Origin of the sequence: Chromohalobacter moromii (genome assembly GCF_023091865.1) — a bacterium.
Lineage (GTDB): Bacteria > Pseudomonadota > Gammaproteobacteria > Pseudomonadales > Halomonadaceae > Chromohalobacter > Chromohalobacter moromii.
Window position 1 is genome coordinate 479,865 of the sequence record NZ_JAHXDI010000002.1, and the last position, 23,801, is coordinate 503,665.

Sequence of the window (23,801 nt, forward strand, 5' to 3'; positions counted from 1 at the left end):
GTCAATCGTCGGCGATCAAGCGCTTGCCAAGGGTCACGAAGTCACCTTCGTCGTATCCTTGGCGGCGGTAATAGTCGATCAACGTGGGATGCTCGTTGCGTACCATCAGCATCAGTTTTGGGCAGCCCCGGGCCTGCAGGGCGCGCTCCACGGCGGCGAGTAATTGGCGGCCAAGGCCGCGGCGCTGGCAGTCGGGGCTGACCGCTAGATAGTGCACCCAGCCACGATGCCCGTCATAGCCCGCCATGGCACTGGCGATCACCGTTCCCGCCTCTACTCCAACCAGAAACAGGCTGGGGTCTTCCGCAAGCTTGCGCGCGATGTCGCGGCGTGGGTCGTTCCATGGGCGCGTCAGCTCGCAGCGCTCCCAGAGCGCAATGACGCTGTCTTCATCGACAGGCTGGAAAGGTCGAATCTGCATATGCTCCTCTCGAAGGGTACCGGCCTCAGGCGGTCTTGGCCGTGGCAGTAGCCGGTGTCTGACGTTCGGCCATGACCTCGGCCTGTCGTTCCAGCACCAAGACGAGTCGCTCGATCAAGCCTTCGATGAGCTTGCGCGCGTCTTCTTCGATGCCGCCATGGCGTGCGATGGCGTCGTCCAGGGCTTGGCCGGCCTCGCTTATTCCCTGGGGCGAGCGGCCATGGGCACTGTCCTCGAAGCCGTCGGCCAGCGTGTCCAGAAGATGTCGCATGGCGTCGCGCGCTGGCGCTGGTGCGTCTTCCAGTCGGTGGCGCAGGCGCAAGCACGAGCGACCCAGGTCGAGGCCATTGAGGCCGATCATGAATAAGTGACGATGATCCTCGGGCAGCATGTCGTCGTGCCGTGCGAGTTGCAGCAGGCGGTCGGCCATGCGACCGCTGAAGCGGCTTTCGGCTTCATGCAAAGGCTGCTGATCGATATACCGCAGGTCGTGGCTGATGGCGCCGATCAAACGCCGCCGCCGGATCGGTGCTCCCAGACCGGGGAACAGGCGGAACCCCATCACCACGGCGCTGAGTCCAACGATGACGGCGATGGCACGATTGGCGAAGCTATCAAAAGAAAAGTCCATCCCATTGCCGGGCATGGTCAGCAGAATGTTGAAGATAGTGAAGGCCAGACAATAACCCATCAAGCGCGGGTTGGAGGCGCCAAGCAGCCCCAGGAAAAGCGGCGTGACGAAGAGCATGGCGAGCATGGGAAAGCCGTTGGCTTGCGAGAGCAACACATGGCCGAATAGGAAGGCGCTGGGTAATGCGGCCAGCATACCTTTGAAGAACATCATGCAGATCGTCACGGGATTATCGCGGGTGGCGAAAAACGCCGAGAACAGAGTACCTAGTAGCATCGCGACCTGGCCGTTGTTCCAGTGCGTCTGCAACCAGAAGAGGGCCAGGCACGAAAAGACCAGTCCCGCGCGGCCGGCATTGAGCAACGCTACCAGATGGTCGCGATGCCAGGACAGCGAGCCGCCGCGTAGCTGCTTGCGTCCGGGATGGGCGATGGCCTCGCGCGCGTCGAGCATGATCATGGCATGACCGAGTACCTCGCGCAGCGCCAGAAGCACACGGCGCTGCAAGGGGTCGAGTTGCGTGTCGGCATAGCCGTGAGCGCGCTTGCGCAGGTCCTGTAGTTGGCGGCGTGCGGCGGGCACGCCTTTCACGTGCTCGGCGTTGCGAAAGCCGTCGGCGATTTCGTTGGCCAACTGGTGCAGGGGCGCGCTGATGCGCTCGCGATGATCGTGCAGCAACTGATAAAGCGCGCCTAGCGTGGCGAAGAAACGCAACGTGCGCCGGGTGAGCACATGCGTCGCGCGGATGCGGCCGGCGCCATCGGGGCCTTCGTAGCGGGCCGCCTGGCTGTCGGTTTCGAGCATCGTCAGCGGTTCGAGACTGGCGGTTAACGAGTGCTGCATGGCGTCCAGGCCATCGCCGGCGTCGAGGTGCTGACTGGCATGTGTGAAGGCTTGGTTGATCACCTCGTCGGCCTGATTGGCCAAGTGATCCTTGACGCGCGTGGGCCACAGCAAGGCACTGACCAGGGTGGCGCACAGCGCCCCGAGGCCGAGTTCGGAGAGTCGCGCCACGGCGATGTCGAAGATGCCGCTGGGGGGCTGGTTGGCGGAAATCACCACGATCAGCATCGCGGTCACGGCGCCCATGATGCAGCCATAGGAGAAGTTGTTGCGCAACAGCGAGCTGCCGTAGGCGCAGAACATGATCCACAGCGTCAGCGCAATCAGAGCGGGCACACGCGCCTGGGCGAAGAAGGCCATGATGACAATGCCGACCAGCGCACCGATGAGCGTGCCGCCGATCTGGCAAATGCCCTTCTCGACGACCATGCCGCTCATTGGGCGGATCTGCAGAAAAGCTGCCGAGATCAACGCCCAATAAGGACGGTCGAGATCGCACCATAGTGCGATGTAAAGCGCCAGCAGCATCGCCAGGGTAGTCTTGGTGGCGAACTGCAGTGACGCCTTCGAGGGAGTGAGATAGGTTTCGATCCAGGGCGACATGGGCGGCTCAGTCGGCGTCCGTGTCGTCGACGATGTGGATGGTGGCGGTCATGCCGGCACTGAGCAGCGTCTCGTCGGGGACTTCATCGAGCTCGATGCGCACCGGAATCCGCTGCGCTAGCCTGACCCAATTGAAGGTGGGTTCGACTTGGGGCAAGAGCTGATCGTTGGGTGAGGTATTGCTATTGGCGATCCCGCGACCGACTCCCGTGACATGGCCACGCAATTCGGTATCGCCGTTCATCAGCGTAATCCTGGCGGTGTCGCCTTCATCGATACGCGGCATCTTGGTCTCTTCGAAATACCCGGTCACATAGTAGGAATCCGATTTGACCAGCGCCATCACCGCATTGCCGGCCGAGACGTAGTTGCCCTCGGTAAGACGCAGATTGAGGATATGCCCGTCGGCGGGCGCCTCGACCACGGTGCGCTTCAGGTCGAGCTGGGCGCTTTCCAGGTTGGCCTGGGCCTCGTCGAGATTGGCTTTTGCCACGCGGGTATCGATGCGCGCGACTTCGCGATCCTCGCTGCTGATGGCCTGATTGCTCAAGTTGTTGCGCCGGTTCTCCTCGTGTCGTTTGAGCTCCAACTGCGCCTGGTTCAACGCGACCACGGCCTGGGCCTTGTTGACGGCAGTTTGGTAACGCGCCTGATCGATCTGGAACAGGGTGTCGCCTTGCTCGACCTTTTGCGTGTCGCTCACCGGCAGCTGGCGCACCCAGCCCGAGACATCCGGGGCGATCGTGATGACGTCGGCGCGAACGCGGCCATCGCGGGTCCACGGCGTATACAGGTAGTAATGCCAGAGCCAGACGCCGGCAGCGACGGCCAGTGCCACGACAACGAGAGTGATCAGCATGCGTAGCGGTGTGCGCATTTAAACGATTCCAGCAGTGGACGAGAAGGCAAAGGCGACGGCGGCGGTAATGATGACGAACAAGGCGACATCGAACCACGCTTCGAACCACGGGATATGTTGCCCGATGAGTCGATGCAATACGGTACGCACGATGAGTGCGCCGATGAACCCTAACAAGGCATAGATAAGCAGTGGACTGAGATAAATGCCACCGACAGCGATTTCCTTGAGACCCATTCCCTCTCCCGTTCGCCAAGGCAAGCGCATATGTTAGCACGCTATCAAAATGCGCGACACCTGGACATCGGCATTTCGCATGAACCGGCTGCCACATGCGCCCACATGCACCGACTTTCACTTGAGCCAGCTTTTTATATGAATCGGTTCTTTATAAAAGAGTACAGCATGCCATTTTGAGGCTGTCAGTCTAGCGTGAAAACGCGCTCGGGCGGGATAGGTGAATGCAGGCGCCAGCTCTCCGGCACGGCCTGGCGGATCTGTTCGAGAAGCGTGACGCTCTTGCGAGGCAAACGCCCGAAGGGATAGAGCAAGGTGATGGGAAGCGATGAGGGGGCCCATTCTGCGAGGCAAGGCGCCAAGCTGCCGGGATGATGCTGGAGGCGTTTCTCGGCCATCCAGTGAGGAAGAAGGCCCAGACCACGTCCCCGTGCGATGGCATCGATATGCAGGACGTATTGATCCACGTGCAGACGTGAGGGCGGCAGCGTGATCCGGGTCTCTCCTTCACGAGTGTGATGCAGCGTCACGCCTTCTTCACTGGTACCGAGCAGGTCGACCCAGGCGTGTTCTGTCAGTTCGCGGGGGTGGCGAGGCATGCCATGGCGCCGAAAATAGTCGGGATGCGCGTAGACGCCACGATGCATGTAGCCAAGCGTCTCCTGACGCAGGCCACAGTCGGCGACGTTGCCCAGCCACAGGCACAGAGTTTCGTCTTCGGGGCCTGTGGGCGGCGTCAGGCGGGTATGCAGGTTCAGGCGCACGCCCGGGTGACGTGCCACGAAATCTTCCATCTGCTGGCTGAACCAGCCCCGCGTAAAGGCGTTATGCACCTCGACGGTCAACGCGCCGCTGACATCCGCGCGCAAGTCGTCGAGCGCCTGCTGGCCTTGCTCGGCGAGGTGAATTATCTGCTGACTGTAGGCGAGAAATAGCGTGCCGGCCTCGGTGGGAAGCAGTCGGTTGGCTTGGCGCCGAAGTAGCGGCTGTCCCAGCCGTTCTTCCAACTGGCTGATGCGCCGACTGAGTGTCGACTTCGCTAGTCCCAGTTCGCGGGCGCTGGCGGTCAGGCTACCGGACGCCATGACCGAGGCGAATGCGGTCAGTTCATCGAGATCGTGCATGCCATAGACCATCATCAGCGTGGTGCGTGGGGTGGGCGACCATTCTGGCATATTGCACGACGTTTTTGAAAATCATTAACGCTTGTAATGGTGTCTCGTTGCGTTGCGGATTATGAAACGCGCCGTCCCGTGGTCTGTTGTTGTTCCTTGTGAAAGAATCTAAATGATAAAAATTCGCATTAAATATCAAAATATCATGCAAAAGCTCCGGCCGGCTCCGGAGTGGGATTCATCAGGGAGCACAACGCACCATGTCCTATCTTTCACGTCTATCGACGTTGGCGCTAGCCGTTGCCGCCTGTAATACATCCATGGCGCATGCTGCCGAGGACGATGTCCAGCTGAACGATGTCGTCGTGACCGCTGCCGGCTATGCGCAGCAGGTCACACAAGCGCCAGCGTCGATCAGTGTTGTCTCACGCGAGCAACTCGAGAAAAAGGCCTACCGCGATATCACCGATGCTCTGCGGGATGTACCGGGTGTCATCGTGACCGGCGGGGGGGCCGGCGACAACGGTGCCGATATCAGCATGCGTGGCATGCCCGCGCAATACACGCTGGTACTCGTGGATGGCCGCCGCCAGTCCTCGCGCGAGTCTCGTCCCAATGGGAGTGCTGGGTTCGAGCAGGACTGGTTGCCGCCACTACAGGCCATCGAGCGTATCGAGGTCATCCGCGGGCCCATGTCGACCTTGTACGGTTCGGACGCGATCGGCGGGGTCATTAACGTCATCACGCGCAAGGTGGCCGATGATTGGCACGGCAACGTGCGCGCCGAGGCCACGCTGCAGGAAGACAGCGACTCGGGAAATGCCAATCAGGAGCAGCTATATGTGTCGGGTCCCTTGGCCGACGATCTGCTGGGTCTGCGGGTGTATGGCCAGTACCAGAAGCGTGAAGAAGACGATATCGAGCAGGGGTACGAGGACAAGGACCTACAGAGCCTGACTGCCAAGTTTGCGTTGACGCCGAGCGAGAATCACGACTTCGGCGTTGAGGTTGGCAAGGAGACGCAGGATCGTGCGTCCCATGTTGGCAAGTCGGCTCCGACGGAGGGATGTCGAGGCGGTTGCACCGATAGCTATTCGGAGCATGATCGCGAACATTACGCATTGACCCATACCGGGCGCTGGGGATTTGCCACCTCCGACAGTTACGTACAACGCGAGTCCACCGACAACAAGTCGCGTGATATCGAGATCACCAACACCGTGGCGAACACCCAATGGGTACTGCCGTTGTCGCGTCATATCGTGACGCTGGGCGCTAACTATGAGAAAGAAGAGCTAGATGATCAGAATACCAACCAGATCTCCGACCGGACCCAGGTCAGTAACGATCAGTGGGCGCTGTTCGCCGAGGATGAATGGCTATTGACGCAAGATTTCTCGCTGACCGGCGGGGTGCGTCTGGATGACAACGAAAATTACGGCAGTCATGTCAGCCCGCGCCTGTATGGTGTATGGCAGACGGCACCGCGTTGGACCTTGAAAGGTGGCGTCTCTACTGGGTATCGCGCCCCCGGGCTACGTGAGGTAACGGCTGATTGGGGGGCCATTAGCCGTGGCGGAACCACCTATGGCAATCCAGACCTGGAGCCTGAGACATCGCTCAACAAAGAGCTTGCCTTGCTGTATAGCGCCCCGCGCGGGCTGAAGGCCAGCGTGACGCTGTTCCACAACGACTTCGAGGACAAGATCACGCGGGTACGCTGTGGTTCGGCCACGGCATGCCCGCCGGTGACGCAGTACGATACCGACGATGACGGCACTCTGCGGACCAATACCCGCATCAATGTCGACGAAGCCGTGACGCAAGGCGTGGAGCTCGCACTCTCGTCGCCGCTGACCGAGACGTTGACCTTGTCGACGAGCTATACCTATACCGACTCCGAGCAAAAAAGCGGCGAATACGAAGGCAATCCGTTGACCCAACTGCCCAAGCATCAATTTAGCGGTACGCTGGACTGGACGCCGGTGGCGCGACTCAATGCCTGGACGCGTCTTACCTATCGCGGCAAGGAGAGCCAACCCGTCGAAGGGCCGTCCTCCAGTAGCATTCGTGCCCCTTCCTACACTTTCGTGGATAGTGGCGGTTCGTGGCAGGTGACCGAGCAGGCCAAGCTCATGCTTGGTGTCTATAACATGTTCGACGAAGACATCGGCTATGACGAATACGGTTATGTGAACGATGGGCGTCGTTATTGGATAGGGGCAAGCCTCGACTTTTAAGCATCGAGCGAACGCTCGTATCGCGCAGGGAGGCCTTTAGGCCTCCCTCTTTCATGCGAAACGGTCTCGGTTGGAGTGTCTGTGTTGTTGCCATCGTGCGTGCTATTTTCAGTAAGCTAATTCATTTGTCATTCTTATCGAGGCCGCTAAGCCCGGAGTTTTATGTCACTTCGTTCGTTGATTCGTCTTTGTATCGTTCATGCTCTAGCGCTGTCGTTGGGTATGGGAAGTCTTTCGGCATTGGCAGGTGAACGCGTCAAGGTCTTTGCGGCGGCCTCGCTGACCGATGCCGTCGATGCGCTGGCTGAGGCTTACGAGCGCGATCACGATGTCGAGATCGTACCCGTTTACGCCGCTTCATCGACATTGGCTCGACAGATTGCCAACGGCGCGCCGGCGGAGATCTATTTATCCGCTAACGAGCAGTGGATGGACTGGCTAGGATCGCAAGAAGGAGTTCCGCTGACACAGCGCCACGATGTGTTGAACAATCGCTTGGCACTGATCGCGCCTCGGGACAGCGATCTCGAGGACTTTACACCGGATGAGACTGCCTCTATCGCCGAACGGTTGGGAGAGGGGCGCCTGGCACTCGGCAACCCGGAGCATGTCCCCGCGGGTATCTATGCCAAACAGGCGCTGACATCGCTCGGTCAATGGACGTCGCTTGCGCCACGGCTAGCGCGTGCCGACAACGTGCGTAGTGCCTTGGCATTGGTCGAGCGTGGTGAAGCGCCGTTGGGTATTGTCTATGCCAGTGACGCTCAGGCTAGCGACAAGGTCGAAACGCTGGGCCTGTTTCCGGACGCGTCCCATGAGCCGATTATCTATCCGATGGCATTGATCGGCGACGCACCGAGTGATGCGGCCAAGTCTCTGGCGGATTGGCTCGATGGCCGTCAGGCGGCCGCGATCTTTCAACGCTTTGGCTTTACGACCGTGGCGGCGGAAGACGCGTCATAATGTTGACCCCGCTGGAATGGGAGGCGCTGGCCTTGAGCCTGCGTGTTTCAGGTGTCGCCGTGGCCGTGATTCTGTTGCCGGGGCTGGGCATGGCCTACGTGTTGGCGCGTTTCGACTTCCCGGGCAAGACGCTTCTCGATGGCATCGTGCATTTGCCGTTAGTGCTGCCGCCGGTGGTGGTGGGCTACTTACTGCTGGTGTCGCTGGGACGCCAAGGTACGTTGGGCCACTGGCTGCACGAAACGCTTGGCGTGAGCCTGCCCTTTACCTGGCAAGGGGCGGCGCTTGCCGGTGCGGTGATGGCGTTTCCCTTGCTGGTACGTGCCGTGCGCCTATCGTTGGAGTCGGTCGATCGCAAGCTTGAGGAAGCGGCCCGCACGTTAGGCGCGAGCCGCTGGAAGACCTTTCTTACGGTGACTCTGCCGCTGATATTGCCGGGCCTTCTGACCGGTAGCGTGCTGGCATTCGCACGCTCGCTGTCCGAGTTTGGCGCGACGATTACCTTTGCCTCCAACATTCCCGGTGAGACGCGCACCTTGCCGCTGGCGCTTTACAGCCTGGTGCAGACGCCCGGAAAAGAGGCCGCCGCCGCGCGGCTGTGCGTGATTTCGGTGATCGTGGCGTTGATCGCGCTGGTGGCGTCGGAATGGTTGGCGCGGCGTGCACGCCGACGCCTGGAGGGACGCCATGCTTGAGGCGCAGGTCTTTCAGCGGTTGGGTGATTTCACGCTCGATACCTCACTGGCGGTGCCGGCGGAAGGCGTCACGGCGTTGTTCGGGCGCTCGGGTAGCGGCAAGAGCAGTCTGATTCGCTTGATCGCCGGCTTGGAGGCGCCGGAGACAGGCACCATCCGGTTGGGCGATACATGGCTGATGGATACTCAGCGCCACCTCTGGGTACCGCCCCACCGACGCCAGTTGGGCATCGTGTTTCAGGAAGCACGGCTGTTTCCGCATTATTCTGTGCGTGGCAATTTGCGCTACGGTATGCCGCGCGCGGCGCGCGCGGATTTCGATGGTCTTGTCGAACTGTTGGGGATCGGCCATTTGCTATCGCGTACGCCGGGGCTGCTTTCGGGAGGCGAGGCACGGCGCGTGGCTATCGGCCGGGCGCTATTGTCGCGACCGCGCATGCTGCTGATGGATGAGCCGCTTACCGGGTTGGATGGGGCGCGAAAGCAGGAGCTCCTGCACTATATCCGGCGCTTGGCGCGCGACACTGGCGTGCCGATTCTCTTCGTCAGTCATGACACGCGCGAAATCGGGGCCCTGGCCGATCGCGTGGCATTGATAGAAGAGGGCCGTGTCATGGCCAGCGGGCCGGTGGATGAGATGTTTGCGCGCTTCGATCTGGGCCCGCGTACGGGGCGTTTCGAGGCGTCTTCGTTGCTCGAGGCGCGTATCGTCGCGCATGATGAAGCGCTTTGCTTGACGCGTCTGGTACTGCCGGGTATGACCGAGGGCGAGACGTTGAGCGTCGCGCGTCTCGAGGGGGCGGTGGGGGATACGGTGCGTTTGCGCCTGCGGGCGCGCGATGTCGGGATCGCGCCTTCATGGACGCCGCCTTTGCCGGATTTTGCCTGCATACCGGCGACGCTACGCGAGATCGGTGACGAAGCCCATGGCCCCTTCGTCGAGGTAATGCTGGACGTCGGCGGACAGGCGCTGCGGGCGCGTCTCACCCGCGAAGCCGTTGACCAAATGGGACTGCGCGCGGGGCAAGCGCTGCAGGCGCGACTGCGTAGCGTGACGATCTCCCGCCATGATGTGATCGTGATGTGAGCGTACTCAAGGCGCGGCGCGGGCACGCCACCTTCCCGGCAGATTGATCACCGCCAGCCCGGCGATGACCAGCGCCCCACCGAGCAGCTTGTGACTATCAAGGCCATCGCCGAGCAGCCAGACGCCGAGAAAAACGGCGATGACCGGCATCAGCAACGTCAGCGGAACGACCCGGTTGATCGGGTGGCGACGCAGCAGTGAATACCACAAGCCATAGGCGATGATTGACGACATCACCGCCGTGTAGAATACCGCGCCCCAGCCGATCCAGCCGGCATGGCGAAGCGCTTGCATGTGCTGAGTTTCGAAAAGCCAACTGCCTAATGCGACCTGGGGAATGGCGAATAGCGCGATCCACCCGGCCAGCGTCAGCGGCGAGGTGGCCGGCGCACGCTTGATGATCAACGTCGATACCGCCCAGGCCAGGGCGCTGGTCAAGAGCGTCAACGTGGCCGTGGCATTGGGCAGCGCCGGCCCGCCAGCGAGTACCACGGCGCCGGAGAAGGCCAGCAGTAAGCCGAGCAGGCGGCGAAGGTCGAGGCGTTCCTTGAGGAACACAGCGGCGAGCAAGGTGGCAAAGGGCGTCCCCATTTGCACCAGCAAGGCGCCGGTGCCGGCCTCGGCCTGTCCCAGGCCTAGAAACAGCAGCGGGAAATGCAGGCCGCCGAAGGTGACCGACAACACCAGCAGCCATGGCAGTTGCCGTCGTGTCACGCGTGTGAAGGGGACGACCAAGGCGGCGACCAGCATGAAGCGCAGTGTCATCAGCATCAGGGGTGGCATGTCGTCCACGCCGACCTTGATGACGATGATGTTGAAGGCCCAGATGACGATGACTAAAAGGCCGATCAGAAGATCGCGAAGAGGCACGGTATGTCCTTGTGGCTGCGTAGGGTGAGGTATCTATTCGCGTTTGGCGATAGAACGCAAGAGGATAGCGCATGAAACGGACATTGTACGTGTCGAGCTGGATAGTGTTGGGCCTTTGGGCGCTAACACTCGTGTCGGCATTCGGAGAGGAACGCTCGACGCTCGAGCGCGCCACGTTGGAGATTGCCGGCGAGACCCTATCGGTTGAGGTGGCCAGGCAGGCCGACGAGCGTGCCCGAGGGTTGATGGGGCGCGACGCGCTCGCGCCGGACGCCGGCATGCTATTCGTCTATGCACGTCAGCAGCCACCGGCGTCGAGCTTCTGGATGTACCGCACCCTGATTCCTCTGGACATCGCTTTTCTTGGCGAGGCAGGAGAGATACGCGCCATCCGACACATGCAGCCGTGCAAGGCCACTTCCAGTGCCGAGTGCCCCAGTTATGCGGCCGAGGTTCCATTTCGCGCGGCGCTGGAAGTCAATGCCGGTTACTTTCGTCGACACGGCATCGAGGTGGGCGATCGTCTCCCGGTCGCGCCTTTACTATCGCCGCGCTAGGCTAGCGGGCCGACTGTCGACGCTGAAGTGGTACCGAATGTTCGATGACAAGGAGTGAGCACGTGGATCCGATATGGTGGTTGGCTTATCTGGCCTTGGGCGGTGTAGTGGGTATTTTCGCCGGCCTGCTGGGGGTCGGTGGTGGCGGTATCATGGTGCCGATACTGACATCGTTGTTCGCCCTGCAGGGGTTTCCGCATGACACCTTGGTCCACGTGGCACTCGGGACGTCGCTGGCCGCCATCGTACCCACATCGCTGGCGAGCCTGCGCGCGCATCATCGTCGCGGCGGGGTGGTATGGCCGGTAGTGCGCTCCATCACGCCGGGCATTCTAGTGGGGACGTTTCTGGGCACCTTCCTGGCGTCCCACGTGCCGACGTCGGGGTTGGCCATCTTCTTTGCCTGTTTCATGGCCTTCGTCTCGTTACAGATGCTGATTAATCTCAAGCCCCAGCCGTCGCGCACCTTGCCGGGTGCCTGGGGCGTCTCGGGCGTGGGACTGAGCATCGGCGGTATCTCCGCTTTGGTCGCCATCGGTGGCGGTTCGTTGACGGTGCCTTTCCTCACTTGGTGCAACGTCTCCATGCGACGTGCGATCGGCACATCCGCAGCAGTGGGGTTGCCGATCGCGCTGGCAGGGGCGGTCGGTTATCTGATCAACGGCTTGGGAGAACCTGGATTGCCCGTGGGAGCGCTGGGGTTCGTCTACTGGCCGGCGGTGATCCTGATGTCGAGCGTGAGCTTCTTCACCGCACCCCTGGGCGCTCGGCTCGCCCATCATCTGCCCGTGTCCGCGCTCAAGCGGATCTTCGCGTTTGTCCTGATGGCGTTGTCGGTCAAGATGTTGCTCACCGTCTTATCGGGATAGATGTGGGCATTGAGTTAGACGTTGGTCGAAGGCAGGCTCAATATGGCAAACGTCTGTTCCGGTTGGCGCAACGGGCGGTTATCATGCCCGCCGGCTATCGGCTTTGGCACATATTGCCTACGCTGAGTGCAAGGGAATTGAAGGCGCTGGAGTGTACTGCGTTCGCGGTGCTTTTCGGTCGCTCCCGGTTGTCGGTCGTGGCCTCGGCCTTGCGATCGGCTCGTCAAAATAATGTTAAAGAGGTGCATGCATGAAACGTTACGCCTTTACCGCTGCGTTATTCTCCGGGGCCCTGCTGGGTGCCGCCGCGCTATCGACGCCGGCGATGGCTCAAGATCAGGAGCGCTTCGTCACCATCGGGACAGGTGGACAGACAGGGGTTTACTACGTGGTGGGACAGTCGATCTGTCGTCTGGTCAACCGCAACTCGGAAGACACCAACATTCGCTGTAACGCACCGTCTACCGGTGGCAGCGTGGCCAACATCAACGGCATCAAGTCCGATGAACTGAGCATGGGCGTCGCGCAGTCCGACGTGCAATATCGTGCCTACAACGGTGAGGGTGATTTCAAGCAGCCGATGGAAGACCTGCGTGCGGTATTTTCCGTGCACGGTGAGCCGCTGACCGTTCTGGCGCGCAAGGATGCTGACATCCATGGCATCGAAGATCTCAAGGGTAAGCGCGTCAACATCGGCAACCCGGGGTCCGGTCAGCGCGCCACCATGGAAGTGCTGATGGATGCCGAAGGCTGGGACAAAGATGTGTTCTCGCTGGCCTCCGAGTTGGGCGCTTCCGAAATGGCCTCGGCGCTGGCGGATAACAACATCGATGCTATGGCGTATGTGGTCGGCCACCCCAATGGCGCGATTCAGGAAGCAACCACGACCGTGGATGCCAACCTCGTCCCGCTGAACGATGACGCGGTGGATGGCTTGGTCGAGGAATATCCCTACTACGCCAAATCGGTCATTCCCGGTGGCATGTACAAGGGCAACGATGAAGATGTCGAGACGTTCGGCGTCAAGGCGACTTTCGTGACTTCCTCCAAGGTGGATGACGATGTCGTCTACGAAGTGGTCAAGGCGGTGTTCGACAACTTCGATCGTTTCAAGCGTCTGCACCCGGCCTTCGCCAACCTGGAACCGGAAGAAATGATTTCCGACGGTCTCTCCGCGCCGCTGCACGAGGGCGCCAAACGCTATTATAAAGAGCGTGGTTGGCTGTAAGCGTTAGCTTGATGTCGTGCTAGACGATGCGCGGCCGCTTCGGCGCCGCGCATCGCTGGTTCTGGCCACGCGGTGGCGAATGAAACAAGCGACTGTGATGTGTTTTTTGGTCGGCCAGGGCGCGCGAAGCACGCTCTGATCGACACCACCGGGACAACAGTATGCAAGACGATAAGTCGACGGCATCCACGCGAGAAGCCGAGCTTGAAGAACTGGCTGCCAACGAGACTGGGGCTCGCAAGCCCGCGGGGCCGGTTGGCAAACTGCTGCTTTGCGTGGCGGCGGTCTGGTCGTTGTTCCAGCTCTGGATCGCGTCGCCCTTACCCTTCGTATTCGGCTTTGGGGTGTTCAGTGCCACGGAGGCACGTTCCATCCATCTGGCCTTTGCCATCTTTCTGGCTTTCATGTCTTATCCGGCCTTCAAGCGTTCACCCCGCGAAAGGGTGCCGTTGTTAGATTGGGGGCTGGCACTGGTAGGCGCTTTCGCGGCGTCCTACATGTATTTCTTTTACGAGCAACTTGCGCAACGCCCTGGTGCGCCGATCCTGCAGGACGTCATCATCGGTGTGATCGGTTTGTTGCTACTGTTGGAAGCCACGCGGCGTGCGCTTGGACCGCCGTTGATGATCGTGGCGATAGTGTTCATCGTCTATTCACTGGCAGGCCCCTACATGCCGGGGATGTTAGCGCATCGCGGGGTGAGCCTGTATGGCCTGGTCAATCACCAGTGGCTAACATCGCAAGGCGTGTTCGGCATCGCCTTGGGCGTGTCGACGAGCTTCGTGTTCCTGTTCGTATTGTTCGGTGCCTTGCTGGATAAGGCCGGGGCCGGCAATTATTTCATCAAGATGGCGTTTTCGATGCTGGGCCACTATCGCGGCGGTCCGGCCAAGGCGGCTGTCGTCGCCTCGGGCATGACCGGCCTTATTTCGGGCTCCTCGATTGCCAATACCGTGACGACCGGTACTTTTACCATTCCCATGATGAAGCGCGTCGGCTTTAGCCCCACCAAAGCCGGTGCGGTCGAGGTCTCGTCGTCGGTCAATGGTCAGATCATGCCGCCGGTGATGGGGGCCGCGGCCTTCTTGATGGTCGAGTATGTGGGTATTTCGTATGTTGAAGTCATCAAGCATGCCTTCCTGCCGGCATTGATCTCCTATATAGCGCTGATCTACATCGTTCACCTCGAGGCGCTCAAGGCCAATATGCGCGGGCTCGAGAGCAGCAATCCCGTACGTCCATGGCTTCAGAAATTCGTCGGTTTCCTGACCGGGCTGGTGGGGATCATGGCCTTGGCGCTGATCGTGTATTACGGGTTGGGATGGCTCAAGCCGGTGTTGGGTGAGGCCATGCCGTGGGTGGCCGCCGCCGGGCTGGCGGTGATCTATGTGGCGCTGCTCAAGCTAGGGTCGCGTTACCCCGAGCTTGAGAAGGACGATGCCAATAGCGATATTTCAGTGCTTCCGCAAACGCGGCCTACGGTGATGGTAGGGCTTTATTTTCTACTGCCTGTCGTGGTGCTGGTGTGGTGCCTGATGGTGGAGCGCTTGTCGCCAGGGCTCTCGGCGTTCTGGGCGACCGTGCTCATGATCGTCATCATCCTGACCCAGCGTCCGCTGGAGGCATTTTTCCGTGGACGCGGCGGGCTAGGCAATGAAGTCAAGCGTGGCGTCGTCGATCTCTGGGAGGGTCTGATCGACGGTGCACGCAACATGATCGGCATCGGCATCGCCACGGCGGCGGCGGGGATTATCGTCGGCGCCGTCTCTCAGACCGGCGTGGGGCTGGTACTGGCAGGCTTGGTCGAGACGCTGTCGATGGGCAATCTGTTGCTGATGCTCATGCTGACGGCGGTGTTGAGCCTTATTCTGGGCATGGGGCTGCCAACCACGGCTAACTATATCGTGGTCTCCGCGCTGCTGGCGCCGGTCATCGTCCAACTGGGTGAGCAGAATGGCTTGATCGTACCGCTGATCGCGGTGCATCTGTTCGTCTTCTATTTCGGCATCATGGCGGATGTGACGCCCCCGGTGGGACTGGCCTCGTTCGCCGCTGCGGCGATTTCCGGGGGCGATCCCATTCGCACCGGTTTCCAGGCGTTTTATTACAGCTTGCGTACGGCGGCGTTACCCTTCCTGTTCATTTTCAATACCGATCTGCTATTGATCGATGTGAACTGGTGGCACGGCATACTGATCTTCGTGGTGGCAACGGGGGCAATGCTGATCTTCGCTGCCGCCACGCAGGGCTATATGGTGGTGAGAAACCGCTGGTACGAGAGCCTGCTGCTGTTGCTGGTGGCTTTCACGCTGTTCCGGCCCGGGTTCTGGATGGACATGATTCATGATCCGTATCGGGACATCCCACCAGCGCAGTTCGAGCAAGCGTTAGGCGCTATCGATGACGATAGCAATCTGCGCGTTCGTGTCGACGGTCTCGATGCCTATGGTTCACCGACCAGTTTCGTGATGTTGGTACCGGCCCCGGAAGGGGACAGCGGTAGCGAGCGTATGCAGAACCTGGGCCTGACCTTGATGCAGGAGGAGGGCAAGACACTGGTCGACATGACCGATTTCAATAGCCAGGCGGAGAAACTGGGCTTCGATTTCGATCAAGAGATCGTGTCGATTCGAGCCCCCGTCGAGCGCTGGCCGAAGGAGTGGATGTGGATACCGGGGCTGGCGGTATTCGCACTCGTCGTCTGGCTGCAACGCCGCAGGCGGCCGACACTGAGCCGGCACGCCGACGCTGCGACGTAAACGGACACATCGCGTCGGTACGTGGTGTAACAAAATGCGCCCGCCTCGAGAGAGGCGGGCGTTTTTGATGGTGGCTTTCGCGGCTCCGGGGAATGGCAATGGCGTGTCGCTATCGAGGCGGCAGGTGGTATTTTTTGCGACAATGCTCAGAAATACTCTTTCAATCCCCTAGCCCCCAATGAGGTTGCCATGGCGTCGCTGTCCACGATTCACCTTTATCCCATCAAATCTACTGCGGGACGTATGCAAGAATCGGCATGGGTCGGTTTGGAAGGGATAGTGGGTGATCGACGTTTCATGGTTGCCAAGCCCGATGGCACCTTCCTGACCGCCCGCACGCATCCACAGTTGCAGTGCGTGACCGCGACGTTCGACGGTCAAACGCTGGGCCTGTCGCATCCGCAACTGCCCGCGTTGGAACTGGCGGTGGGGGCCTTCGATCTAGCAACGTTCGCCACTACGGTATGGGCCGACGACTTCGATGCCTGGACCACGCATGCACGCCTTGATGCCTGGTTCAGTGAGGTGGCGGGCGAACCCGCGCGGTTGTTGTGGCTGGGTGAGCAATCCGCACGTTATCGGCGCTCCATCGAACAGCGCGTCAGCTTTGCCGATGGTTACCCGCTGTTATTGATCTCCGAGGCCTCGTTGGCCGATCTCAACACGCGCACGGCTGAGCAGCATCTCATGGCGCAGTTTCGCCCCAACCTGGTGATCGCCGGTACCTCGGCGTATGCCGAGGACGAGTGGCGACGCATCCGTCTGGGCGAGGTCGTTTTCCGTGTCGCCAAGCCATGCGCTCGCTGCGCGATGGTTAGCGTCGATCCCGCCACGGGTACGTTCAAGGAGGGGCGCGAACCCTTGCGCACGCTAGCCGGTTACCGGCGCGGCGAGGGCGGCAAGGTGTATTTCGGGCAGAACCTGATTGCCGAAAACGAAGGCCGCATCACGTGTCATGATCGTCTCGAGGTGCTGGAGTGAAAATAGACCGGCCACGATATTCGGCAACCGAGTCTGGCATGCAAGCACCATGTTGCGGTGGTAGGGTCATTGATAGCGGTATGACGTTTTTGCTCGCACTCGGATGGGAACGGCTAATCATGAGTATCTTGATGACGCTGAGGCAATGCCTGAGGCGTCGAGGCATGACGGCCGGACTTGGCTTCTTTGTGTTCATGTCCTGTGTGTCGGTGGTACATGCTCACCCATTGCCGGCTCCCGAAGGAAAGGTCATGTTGACCGTGGAGGGGGATATCTCGCGTACCAACGGTAATGGTGTGGCACGCTTCGACCGCGACATGCTGCAGGCATTGCCACAAGGCACTACCGTCACGCATACCCCCTGGACCGCAGGTGCATCGCATTTCAAAGGCCCTTTGCTGGGCGCAATTTATGACGCGGTCGGCGCTCGCGGCGATTCGCTGCACGTCGTCGCGTTGAATGATTTCGCTGCCGACGTACCGCTGACCGAGGCAAAAGAGTACGGCGTCATTCTAGCCATGCAGCGCGATGGCGAGCCGATGCCGGTGCGTGAGTACGGCCCGTTGTTCGTGCTCTATCCTTTCGATGATTACCCCGAACTGCAGACTGAGGAAGTGCGTTTCCGCTCGGTCTGGCAGGTCGCGCGTATTGTCGTGGAATGATGATGGTCTGGCGCTCCCGTATCCATCTCGTGTCGCGTTTGCCGATGCGGCTCAAGCTTGGGGCCTGCGCGGCGATCCTGTTTTTCGTTGCGGCCCTGGTGGTGGTCAGCTTGATCATCTGGCGACAGGAAGTCCTGGCCAAGAGCGTTGCCGGCGACGCCGCCTGGGCGGCCTACAAGCTGGATCGGGAAACCATTCAGATGCGCAATGCCGTCTTGCAGGCCGAACAGAATCCGGGCGAGTTCGATGACGTGCGCATGCGCTTCGAATTGCTGTATAGCCGCATCAATCTGCTACGCGAAGGCGAAATCGCCGCGCTTTTTCAGTCGTTGCCCGAAGCGCGCGCGCTGTTGCCGGAGATCCTGTCGCGCAGCGATGCACTGGATGCCGCCTTGACGCGAATGTCCCCCGAGTCACCCGAGCTTTCCTCATTAGATGAACGCTTGCAGACGCTGAGCGGCCTCAGCGAGCGCCTCGTCGTGTCGGTCAACGCCTATCTCGCCGAATCCAAGACGCGTGAGCGTGAAGTGCAGTTGGCACTGTATGCCGCCTTGCTAGCGCTGATCTTGCTGATGTGCGGTGCCACCGTATTGGTGATCCGTTTCCTGTTCCAGGAGGCGGGAGAGAATATCGCGGCGCGCCGGGCATTGGAGCATCTGAGCCAGGAGCTTCAGGACACCGCGCGTCATGCCGAGTCCGCCAACCAGGCCAAATCGGATTTCCTAGCCACCGTCAGCCATGAGATACGCACGCCGCTCAACGGTGTACTGGGTATGACGGAACTACTGCGCGAGCGCACGCTGGATGAAACCTCGCATCAATATGTCGAAACCATCCACGACAGCGGTTCACAGTTGTTGGTGTTGATCAGCGATCTACTGGACTTTTCCAAGATCGAGGCTGGGCATCTGGACATCGAGCGTGAGATGTTTTCTCTCCCCGAGCTTGTCGGGTCCTTGATGCGATTGCTCGAGCCGCGCGCCACATGTGTCGAGTTCGCGAGTGTCGTCTCGCCGGCGTTACCCGAGTATCTGGTCGGCGATGTGGGGCGCTTGCGCCAGGTGTTGCTCAACCTTCTCTCCAACGCGCTCAAGTTTACGCGGCAAGGTAGCGTGACGCTGATCGTCAAACCGATGCGTGGCGATTGGATACATTTCGAGGTAAGCGACACCGGTTGCGGCATCGAGGATGTCGACCGCGAACGTTTGTTTCAGCCTTTTTACCAGGGAGCAGCCACGCAGAATGGGACCGGCCTGGGGCTGGCCATCAGCAAGCGTCTGGTGGAAGCCATGCAGGGGCGTATCGGCGTCTCGAGTCCGGCCAACCAGGGCAGCCGCTTCTGGTTCGAGCTGCCATTGCCCCACGACGCCGGTAAGGATGGAAAGCACATTCCATCAGGAGAAACATGGAACGCGACAGCGGCACGTACGGCGCCCCTGCTGGTGATTGAGGACAATCCCGTCAATCGCCAGGTGGCCGTGGCCATGCTCGAACGTCTTGGACATACGGTGCATATCGCCGACAGCGGTGAAGCGGCCTTGGAACTGACCGAGCACACGCCATTCGCCTTGATTTTCCTGGATATTCGTATGCCCAAGCTCGATGGGCCGGAGACGGCACGACGGATCATTGCCCAGAACGGTCCCAACCAGGCCACCCCTCTGGTCGCGATGACCGCGAGCGTCACCACCCAAGAACACCAACGCGCTTTGGCCTCCGGCATGGCGGAGGTGTTGACGAAGCCCATACGCCAGCACGTCCTGGTCGATATCCTCGTGCGCTTCGGCGTACGTGATCTGGAAGAGACGATCACGCCTGACGAAGTGCGCTCGTCTGCCGTGACGGCGTCGGCGGATACGCTACCGGCACTCCTCGATCGCCAGGAATTCGCGATGCTTGGTGACACGTTGGGTGCGGCGCAGCGTAGCGCACTGGTGGCGGCCTGGCAGTATCAGTCGCGGGTGCTGGAGGAGGCGCTCGAGGCGGCCGTCGCCGACGCAGATATGACGCGCACGGCTGAACTGGCACATCGCCTCAAGGGCGAGTCATCGTCGCTGGCCTTGACGCGCCTGGTACACGGCAGTGATTGCCTGGAGCGCACGGCGCGCCAGGCGGATTCGGACGAAGCCGGTCGGCAGTGGAGAATGCTGCGCCCCACCATCACCTCGTCGCGTCAAGCGTTGCGCATGGCCAATGACATGCCCGCCTGAAGAGGCGTGCACGCGCCTCGCTTCATCTGGAGACATCATAATGCACAAAAAACGCTGGATCGGCGGGGGCTGCCTGCTTTTGTTGTTCGGCATTGGTTGGTGCGCGGCGCAGGCGTGGTCGAGTCATGCCGGTGAACAGGCGCTGGAACGCCTGACCGCACGGCTGGACGCTCGTGAGGGATGGCAGGCCTCTCGGCATGATGTCGAACAAGGGTGGTGGCATTCCTCCGGCGTTCTGCGTCTGGAAACCGTTGTGGTGGAAGGCAGTTCGCTGCGTGTGGCGCTCCCTTATCACGTTCGCCATGGCGTTCTGAGCAGCCATCTCGATGGTGAAGCGGTTGTGACTCGCGCAGGGGAGACGCTGTTGGCAGCGGATGTCGCCCCGACATGGCAGGCGACCTATCGAACGTTATCGGGCGATATGAAAGGGCGGCTGACATGGTCTGCGTTCACCTCACGTGGTGTGCTGCCCCAGGCAGCGTCGCTGGAAGTCGGCGCCGGCGAGCTGATGTTGAATGGGCATGCCGGGGATGTGCGTTATCACTTACGCTCGGCGCCGTGGCGCGTATCGTTGGGCGAGGCGTCGCTCGAACTCGGGAAGTTCGACGTCGAGGGTCGTCACCGGGGCGACGCGCAAAACTTCCATCACAGCATGGACCTGTCCCTGGCGTCGCTGGCCTGGCACGAGGGTGCGCCGTTCTCGCTGAACGCACTGGACTTCGAGGCCGATCTGCGCCTCGACGATGATACCTTCGGCTATCATGGTGAAGGCAACGTGGCGAATATCGCCGTGGCGGGACAGTCGGTGGCCTCGGGACGCATGTCGCTGGGATTGGAGCGCGTCGATGCCGATGCCCTGCGTGCTCTAATCGCACGCATTCATGAAAAGGGTTTGGGCGCTGGCAGTGGCCGTGACGTGGCCTCGGTCGACGCGACGTCGCGGTGGGCGCGGTTGACCCCTTTGATAGTGAATGTGCTGCGCGATTCACCGCGACTCACGCTGGAGACCCTGCAAGTGACCAGCGAGGCCTTCGGCATCGACAGCCGCGCCTTCGGAGAGTTGACGCTCGACGGTGACGAATCGGCCTCTCTGATGGCCACTCCGGTGACATCTCCCGCCTTCTGGCGCCATCTCCAGCAACGTCTCGATGGTCATATCACGCTTGTCGATGCGCCGGCGCTTTTGGCCCTGCATCTGGGGCTTCCACCGGAAACGCCGCGCTTGGTTTTTCGCGTCGACGCCGGCCAATGGCGCGTCAATGAGCGTGCGCTGCGTTGGTAAGCATCATCCCACGTAGGCTTGAAGTTCGCCGGTGACGCCCGCATTCCTCTTGGCAAACGGGCAATTTGCCCGACGACTTTCAAGGTGAATGATGAGCGAACGCGATCAGGATCAATCCCGGGATTTTTACGCCGAACTCGAAGAGGCCCGGCAAGACGCCGAAGAGGAAAATTCCTCGACGCGAGACGGGCAGGAATCGACCTCCCAAGGACGCGCGGTGGTGCCGACGCAGGACTACCTGCCCGAGCGCCTCTACCTACTGCCGATTCACAACCGACCGTTCTTTCCTGCACAGGTGCAGCCACTGGTCATCCACCGCGAACGCTGGGAAGACACCATGGAGCGGGTCGGCAATACGCCGCACCAAAGCGTCGGGGTGGCTTTCGTCGGCGATTCCGGTGTCGATGAGCTAGGGCCCGGTGACTTCCCGGAGATCGGTACGGCGGTAAAGGTCCACCGCTCACAGACCGAAGAACAGCAGATCCAGTTCATCGCCCAAGGGGTGCGGCGTTTTCGCATCGTTCGCTGGTTGTCGAAGACCCCGCCGTACTTGGTCGAGGTCACCTATCCCAAGGAATCCATCGAGGCCAGTGACGAGGAAGCTCGCGCCTATGCCATGGCGATGATCAATGGCATCAAGGAATTACTGCCGATCAATCCGCTGTACGGTGAAGAGCTCAAGCATTATCTCAATCGCTTCAGCCCTCATGAGCCTGGGCCGCTGACCGACTTCGCCGCGGCCATCACCTCGGCCAAAGGGCCCGAGTTGCAGGAAGTACTCGAGACGCTGCCGGTGATGGCACGCATGCAGAAGGTGCTGCCGCTGCTGCGCAAGGAAATCGAGGTGGCGCAGCTGCAAAGCGAGATCAGCGAGCAGGTCAACGCGCAGATGCAGGACCGCCAGCGCGAGTTCTTCCTGCGAGAACAACTCAAGGTCATCCAGCGCGAACTGGGCATCTCCAAGGACGATCGCGATAACGATGTCGATACGTTCCGCGAACGTCTCGAGAACCTGGAAGTGCCCGAGCGCGTCATGGAGCGCATCGAGGACGAGCTGGGCAAGCTCTCGGTGCTCGAGACCGGCTCGCCGGAATACGGCACCACGCGCAACTACCTGGATTGGTTGACGTCGCTGCCGTGGGGGATCACCTCCGAGGACCAGCTCGATCTGCCCCGAGCGCGCAAGATTCTCGATCGCGACCATGATGGCCTGACGGACGTCAAAGAGCGCATCGTCGAGTTCCTCGCCGAAGGTACCTTCAAGGGTGATGTCGGTGGCTCGATCCTACTGTTGGTCGGCCCTCCAGGCGTGGGCAAGACCTCGGTGGGGCGCTCCATCGCCGAAGCCTTGGGACGCGAGTTCTATCGCTTCTCGGTAGGCGGCATGCGCGACGAGGCTGAGATCAAAGGCCATCGGCGGACCTATATCGGCGCGATGCCAGGCAAGCTGGTGCAGGCGCTCAAGGAAGTCGAGGTCGAAAATCCGGTGATCATGCTCGATGAGGTCGACAAGATGGGGCAGTCGTTCCAGGGCGATCCCGCCTCGGCGCTGCTCGAAGTGCTCGATCCTGAGCAAAACGTCGATTTCCTCGATCATTATCTCGACGTGCGTATGGATCTTTCCAAGGTACTGTTCGTCTGCACCGCCAACACGCTGGATTCGTTGCCGCCGGCGCTGCTCGACCGTATGGAGCAAATCCGCCTGTCGGGCTACATCGCCGAGGAAAAGATGGCCATCGCCAAGCACCATCTGTGGCCCAAGCTGCTCGAGCGCGATCGCATTCCCAAGAAGCGCATCAACCTCACCGATGCCGCACTCAGACGCGTGATCGAAGGCTATGCGCGCGAGGCTGGGGTGCGTCAGTTGGAAAAGCAGCTGCACCGCATCGTGCGCAAGGCGGCGGTGACGATGCTCGAAAACGAGCAGGATACGGTCAAGATCTCGGTCAACAACCTCGAGGACTTCCTGGGTGCGCCGACGTTCCGTAAGGAAAAAGTGCTCAAGGGCGTCGGCGTGGTCACCGGGCTGGCATGGACCTCGATGGGCGGGGCGACGTTGCCGGTCGAAGCGGCACGCGTGCACGCGAAATCGCGCGGTCTCAAGCTCACCGGCCAGTTGGGCGACGTGATGCAGGAGTCGGCGAACATCGCCTATAGCTATACGATGGCGCATCTCAAGGAGTTCGGCGCCGACTCGACCTTCTTCGACGAGGCGCATGTGCATATGCACGTGCCCGAGGGTGCCACGCCCAAGGATGGCCCCTCGGCTGGCGTGACGATGACCACGGCTCTGCTGTCGCTGGCCAAGCAGCAGCCCCTGGCCCGCCCCCTGGCGATGACCGGCGAGTTGACGCTGAGCGGCCAGGTGCTGCCGGTGGGGGGTATTCGCGAGAAGGTGATTGCCGCGCGGCGCAGCGATATCTTCGAGCTGATTCTGCCCGAGCCCAACCGTCGCGATTATGAGGAGCTGCCCGATTATCTCAAGCAGGGGATGACCGTGCACTTCGCCAATCGCTACCGGGACGTGGCTAAGGTGGTCTTCGGCTAGTCGTATAGGCGCTGCCTGAAGGAGCGTGTTCACGTGCTCACTATTGGGCGCGATCGGATGTCCGATCGCGCCCAACGTCGTTACAATGGACGTACCCCTTTCTGCGCGGGGCATGGCGAGTCGCTTTATCCAGGTCGTTTC

The 23,801-nt window shown here is 61.0% G+C and carries 19 protein-coding genes; 13 read left to right on the forward strand and 6 right to left on the reverse strand.

The window, feature by feature from the left end; all coding sequences use genetic code 11:
- Position 1: 1 nt before the first annotated feature.
- The 5 genes from KZO83_RS08760 to KZO83_RS08780 all read right to left on the reverse strand — a co-directional run bounded on the left by KZO83_RS08760 (position 2) and on the right by KZO83_RS08780 (position 4,769).
- Positions 2-421: a GNAT family acetyltransferase gene (locus tag KZO83_RS08760; protein ID WP_247620500.1), complete on the reverse strand. Its 420-nt coding sequence runs from the start codon at positions 419-421 to the stop codon at positions 2-4.
- Between the two features lie 25 nt (positions 422-446).
- Positions 447-2,498 (reverse strand): FUSC family protein, encoded by a 2,052-nt coding sequence (locus tag KZO83_RS08765; protein ID WP_247620501.1) that lies wholly within the window; start codon positions 2,496-2,498, stop codon positions 447-449.
- A 7-nt stretch (positions 2,499-2,505) separates the two neighbouring features.
- On the reverse strand, positions 2,506-3,375 hold the full coding sequence (locus KZO83_RS08770; protein WP_247620502.1) for an efflux RND transporter periplasmic adaptor subunit: 870 nt from the start codon (positions 3,373-3,375) through the stop codon (positions 2,506-2,508).
- Positions 3,376-3,594 (reverse strand): DUF1656 domain-containing protein, encoded by a 219-nt coding sequence (locus KZO83_RS08775; protein WP_247620503.1) that lies wholly within the window; start codon positions 3,592-3,594, stop codon positions 3,376-3,378.
- 185 nt (positions 3,595-3,779) lie between these two features.
- The gene (locus tag KZO83_RS08780) at positions 3,780-4,769 is read right to left on the reverse strand and encodes a LysR family transcriptional regulator (RefSeq protein WP_247620504.1); all 990 of its coding nucleotides are present in this window, start codon (positions 4,767-4,769) and stop codon (positions 3,780-3,782) included.
- A gap of 200 nt (positions 4,770-4,969) precedes the next feature.
- Between KZO83_RS08780 and KZO83_RS08785 the strand changes: the two genes are divergently transcribed.
- The 4 genes from KZO83_RS08785 to modC all read left to right on the forward strand — a co-directional run bounded on the left by KZO83_RS08785 (position 4,970) and on the right by modC (position 9,694).
- Complete coding sequence (locus KZO83_RS08785; protein ID WP_247620505.1) at positions 4,970-6,949, forward strand: ligand-gated channel protein; 1,980 nt, start codon at positions 4,970-4,972, stop codon at positions 6,947-6,949.
- Between the two features lie 162 nt (positions 6,950-7,111).
- Positions 7,112-7,912, forward strand: coding sequence for a molybdate ABC transporter substrate-binding protein (modA, locus tag KZO83_RS08790; RefSeq protein ID WP_247620506.1), 801 nt, complete (start codon positions 7,112-7,114; stop codon positions 7,910-7,912).
- Complete coding sequence (gene modB / locus KZO83_RS08795) at positions 7,912-8,607, forward strand: molybdate ABC transporter permease subunit (protein ID WP_247620507.1); 696 nt, start codon at positions 7,912-7,914, stop codon at positions 8,605-8,607. The genes modA and modB overlap by 1 nt, the downstream gene beginning before the upstream one ends.
- Positions 8,600-9,694, forward strand: a complete 1,095-nt coding sequence (gene modC / locus KZO83_RS08800; protein ID WP_247620508.1) for a molybdenum ABC transporter ATP-binding protein — start codon at positions 8,600-8,602, stop codon at positions 9,692-9,694. The genes modB and modC overlap by 8 nt, the downstream gene beginning before the upstream one ends.
- 6 nt (positions 9,695-9,700) lie before the next feature.
- Here modC and KZO83_RS08805 read toward each other — a convergent pair whose 3' ends face one another.
- A complete protein-coding gene (locus tag KZO83_RS08805) occupies positions 9,701-10,564 on the reverse strand; it encodes a DMT family transporter (protein ID WP_247620509.1) in 864 nt (287 codons plus the stop codon).
- A gap of 71 nt (positions 10,565-10,635) precedes the next feature.
- On the opposite strand from KZO83_RS08805, the gene KZO83_RS08810 reads away from it, so the two are divergent.
- From KZO83_RS08810 to lon, 9 genes are all read left to right on the forward strand, one after another.
- Positions 10,636-11,121: a DUF192 domain-containing protein gene (locus KZO83_RS08810; RefSeq protein ID WP_247620510.1), complete on the forward strand. Its 486-nt coding sequence runs from the start codon at positions 10,636-10,638 to the stop codon at positions 11,119-11,121.
- Positions 11,122-11,183: 62 nt separating this feature from the next.
- Positions 11,184-11,990, forward strand: coding sequence for a sulfite exporter TauE/SafE family protein (locus KZO83_RS08815; RefSeq protein WP_247620511.1), 807 nt, complete (start codon positions 11,184-11,186; stop codon positions 11,988-11,990).
- 250 nt (positions 11,991-12,240) lie between these two features.
- Complete coding sequence (locus KZO83_RS08820) at positions 12,241-13,218, forward strand: TAXI family TRAP transporter solute-binding subunit (protein WP_247620512.1); 978 nt, start codon at positions 12,241-12,243, stop codon at positions 13,216-13,218.
- Between the two features lie 161 nt (positions 13,219-13,379).
- Entirely contained in the window at positions 13,380-15,977 is a 2,598-nt protein-coding gene (locus tag KZO83_RS08825) for a TRAP transporter permease (protein WP_247620513.1), read from the forward strand.
- Between the two features lie 189 nt (positions 15,978-16,166).
- Positions 16,167-16,958, forward strand: a complete 792-nt coding sequence (locus KZO83_RS08830; protein WP_247620514.1) for an MOSC domain-containing protein — start codon at positions 16,167-16,169, stop codon at positions 16,956-16,958.
- 251 nt (positions 16,959-17,209) lie between these two features.
- Positions 17,210-17,620 (forward strand): putative pterin-binding protein, encoded by a 411-nt coding sequence (locus KZO83_RS08835; RefSeq protein WP_247620515.1) that lies wholly within the window; start codon positions 17,210-17,212, stop codon positions 17,618-17,620.
- 2 nt (positions 17,621-17,622) lie between these two features.
- Positions 17,623-19,830, forward strand: a complete 2,208-nt coding sequence (locus tag KZO83_RS08840; protein ID WP_247620516.1) for an ATP-binding protein — start codon at positions 17,623-17,625, stop codon at positions 19,828-19,830.
- Positions 19,831-19,870: 40 nt separating this feature from the next.
- Positions 19,871-21,112, forward strand: coding sequence for a DUF945 family protein (locus KZO83_RS08845; RefSeq protein ID WP_178999886.1), 1,242 nt, complete (start codon positions 19,871-19,873; stop codon positions 21,110-21,112).
- A 91-nt stretch (positions 21,113-21,203) separates the two neighbouring features.
- A complete protein-coding gene (gene lon / locus KZO83_RS08850) occupies positions 21,204-23,660 on the forward strand; it encodes an endopeptidase La (RefSeq protein WP_178999887.1) in 2,457 nt (818 codons plus the stop codon).
- Positions 23,661-23,801 lie beyond the last annotated feature (141 nt).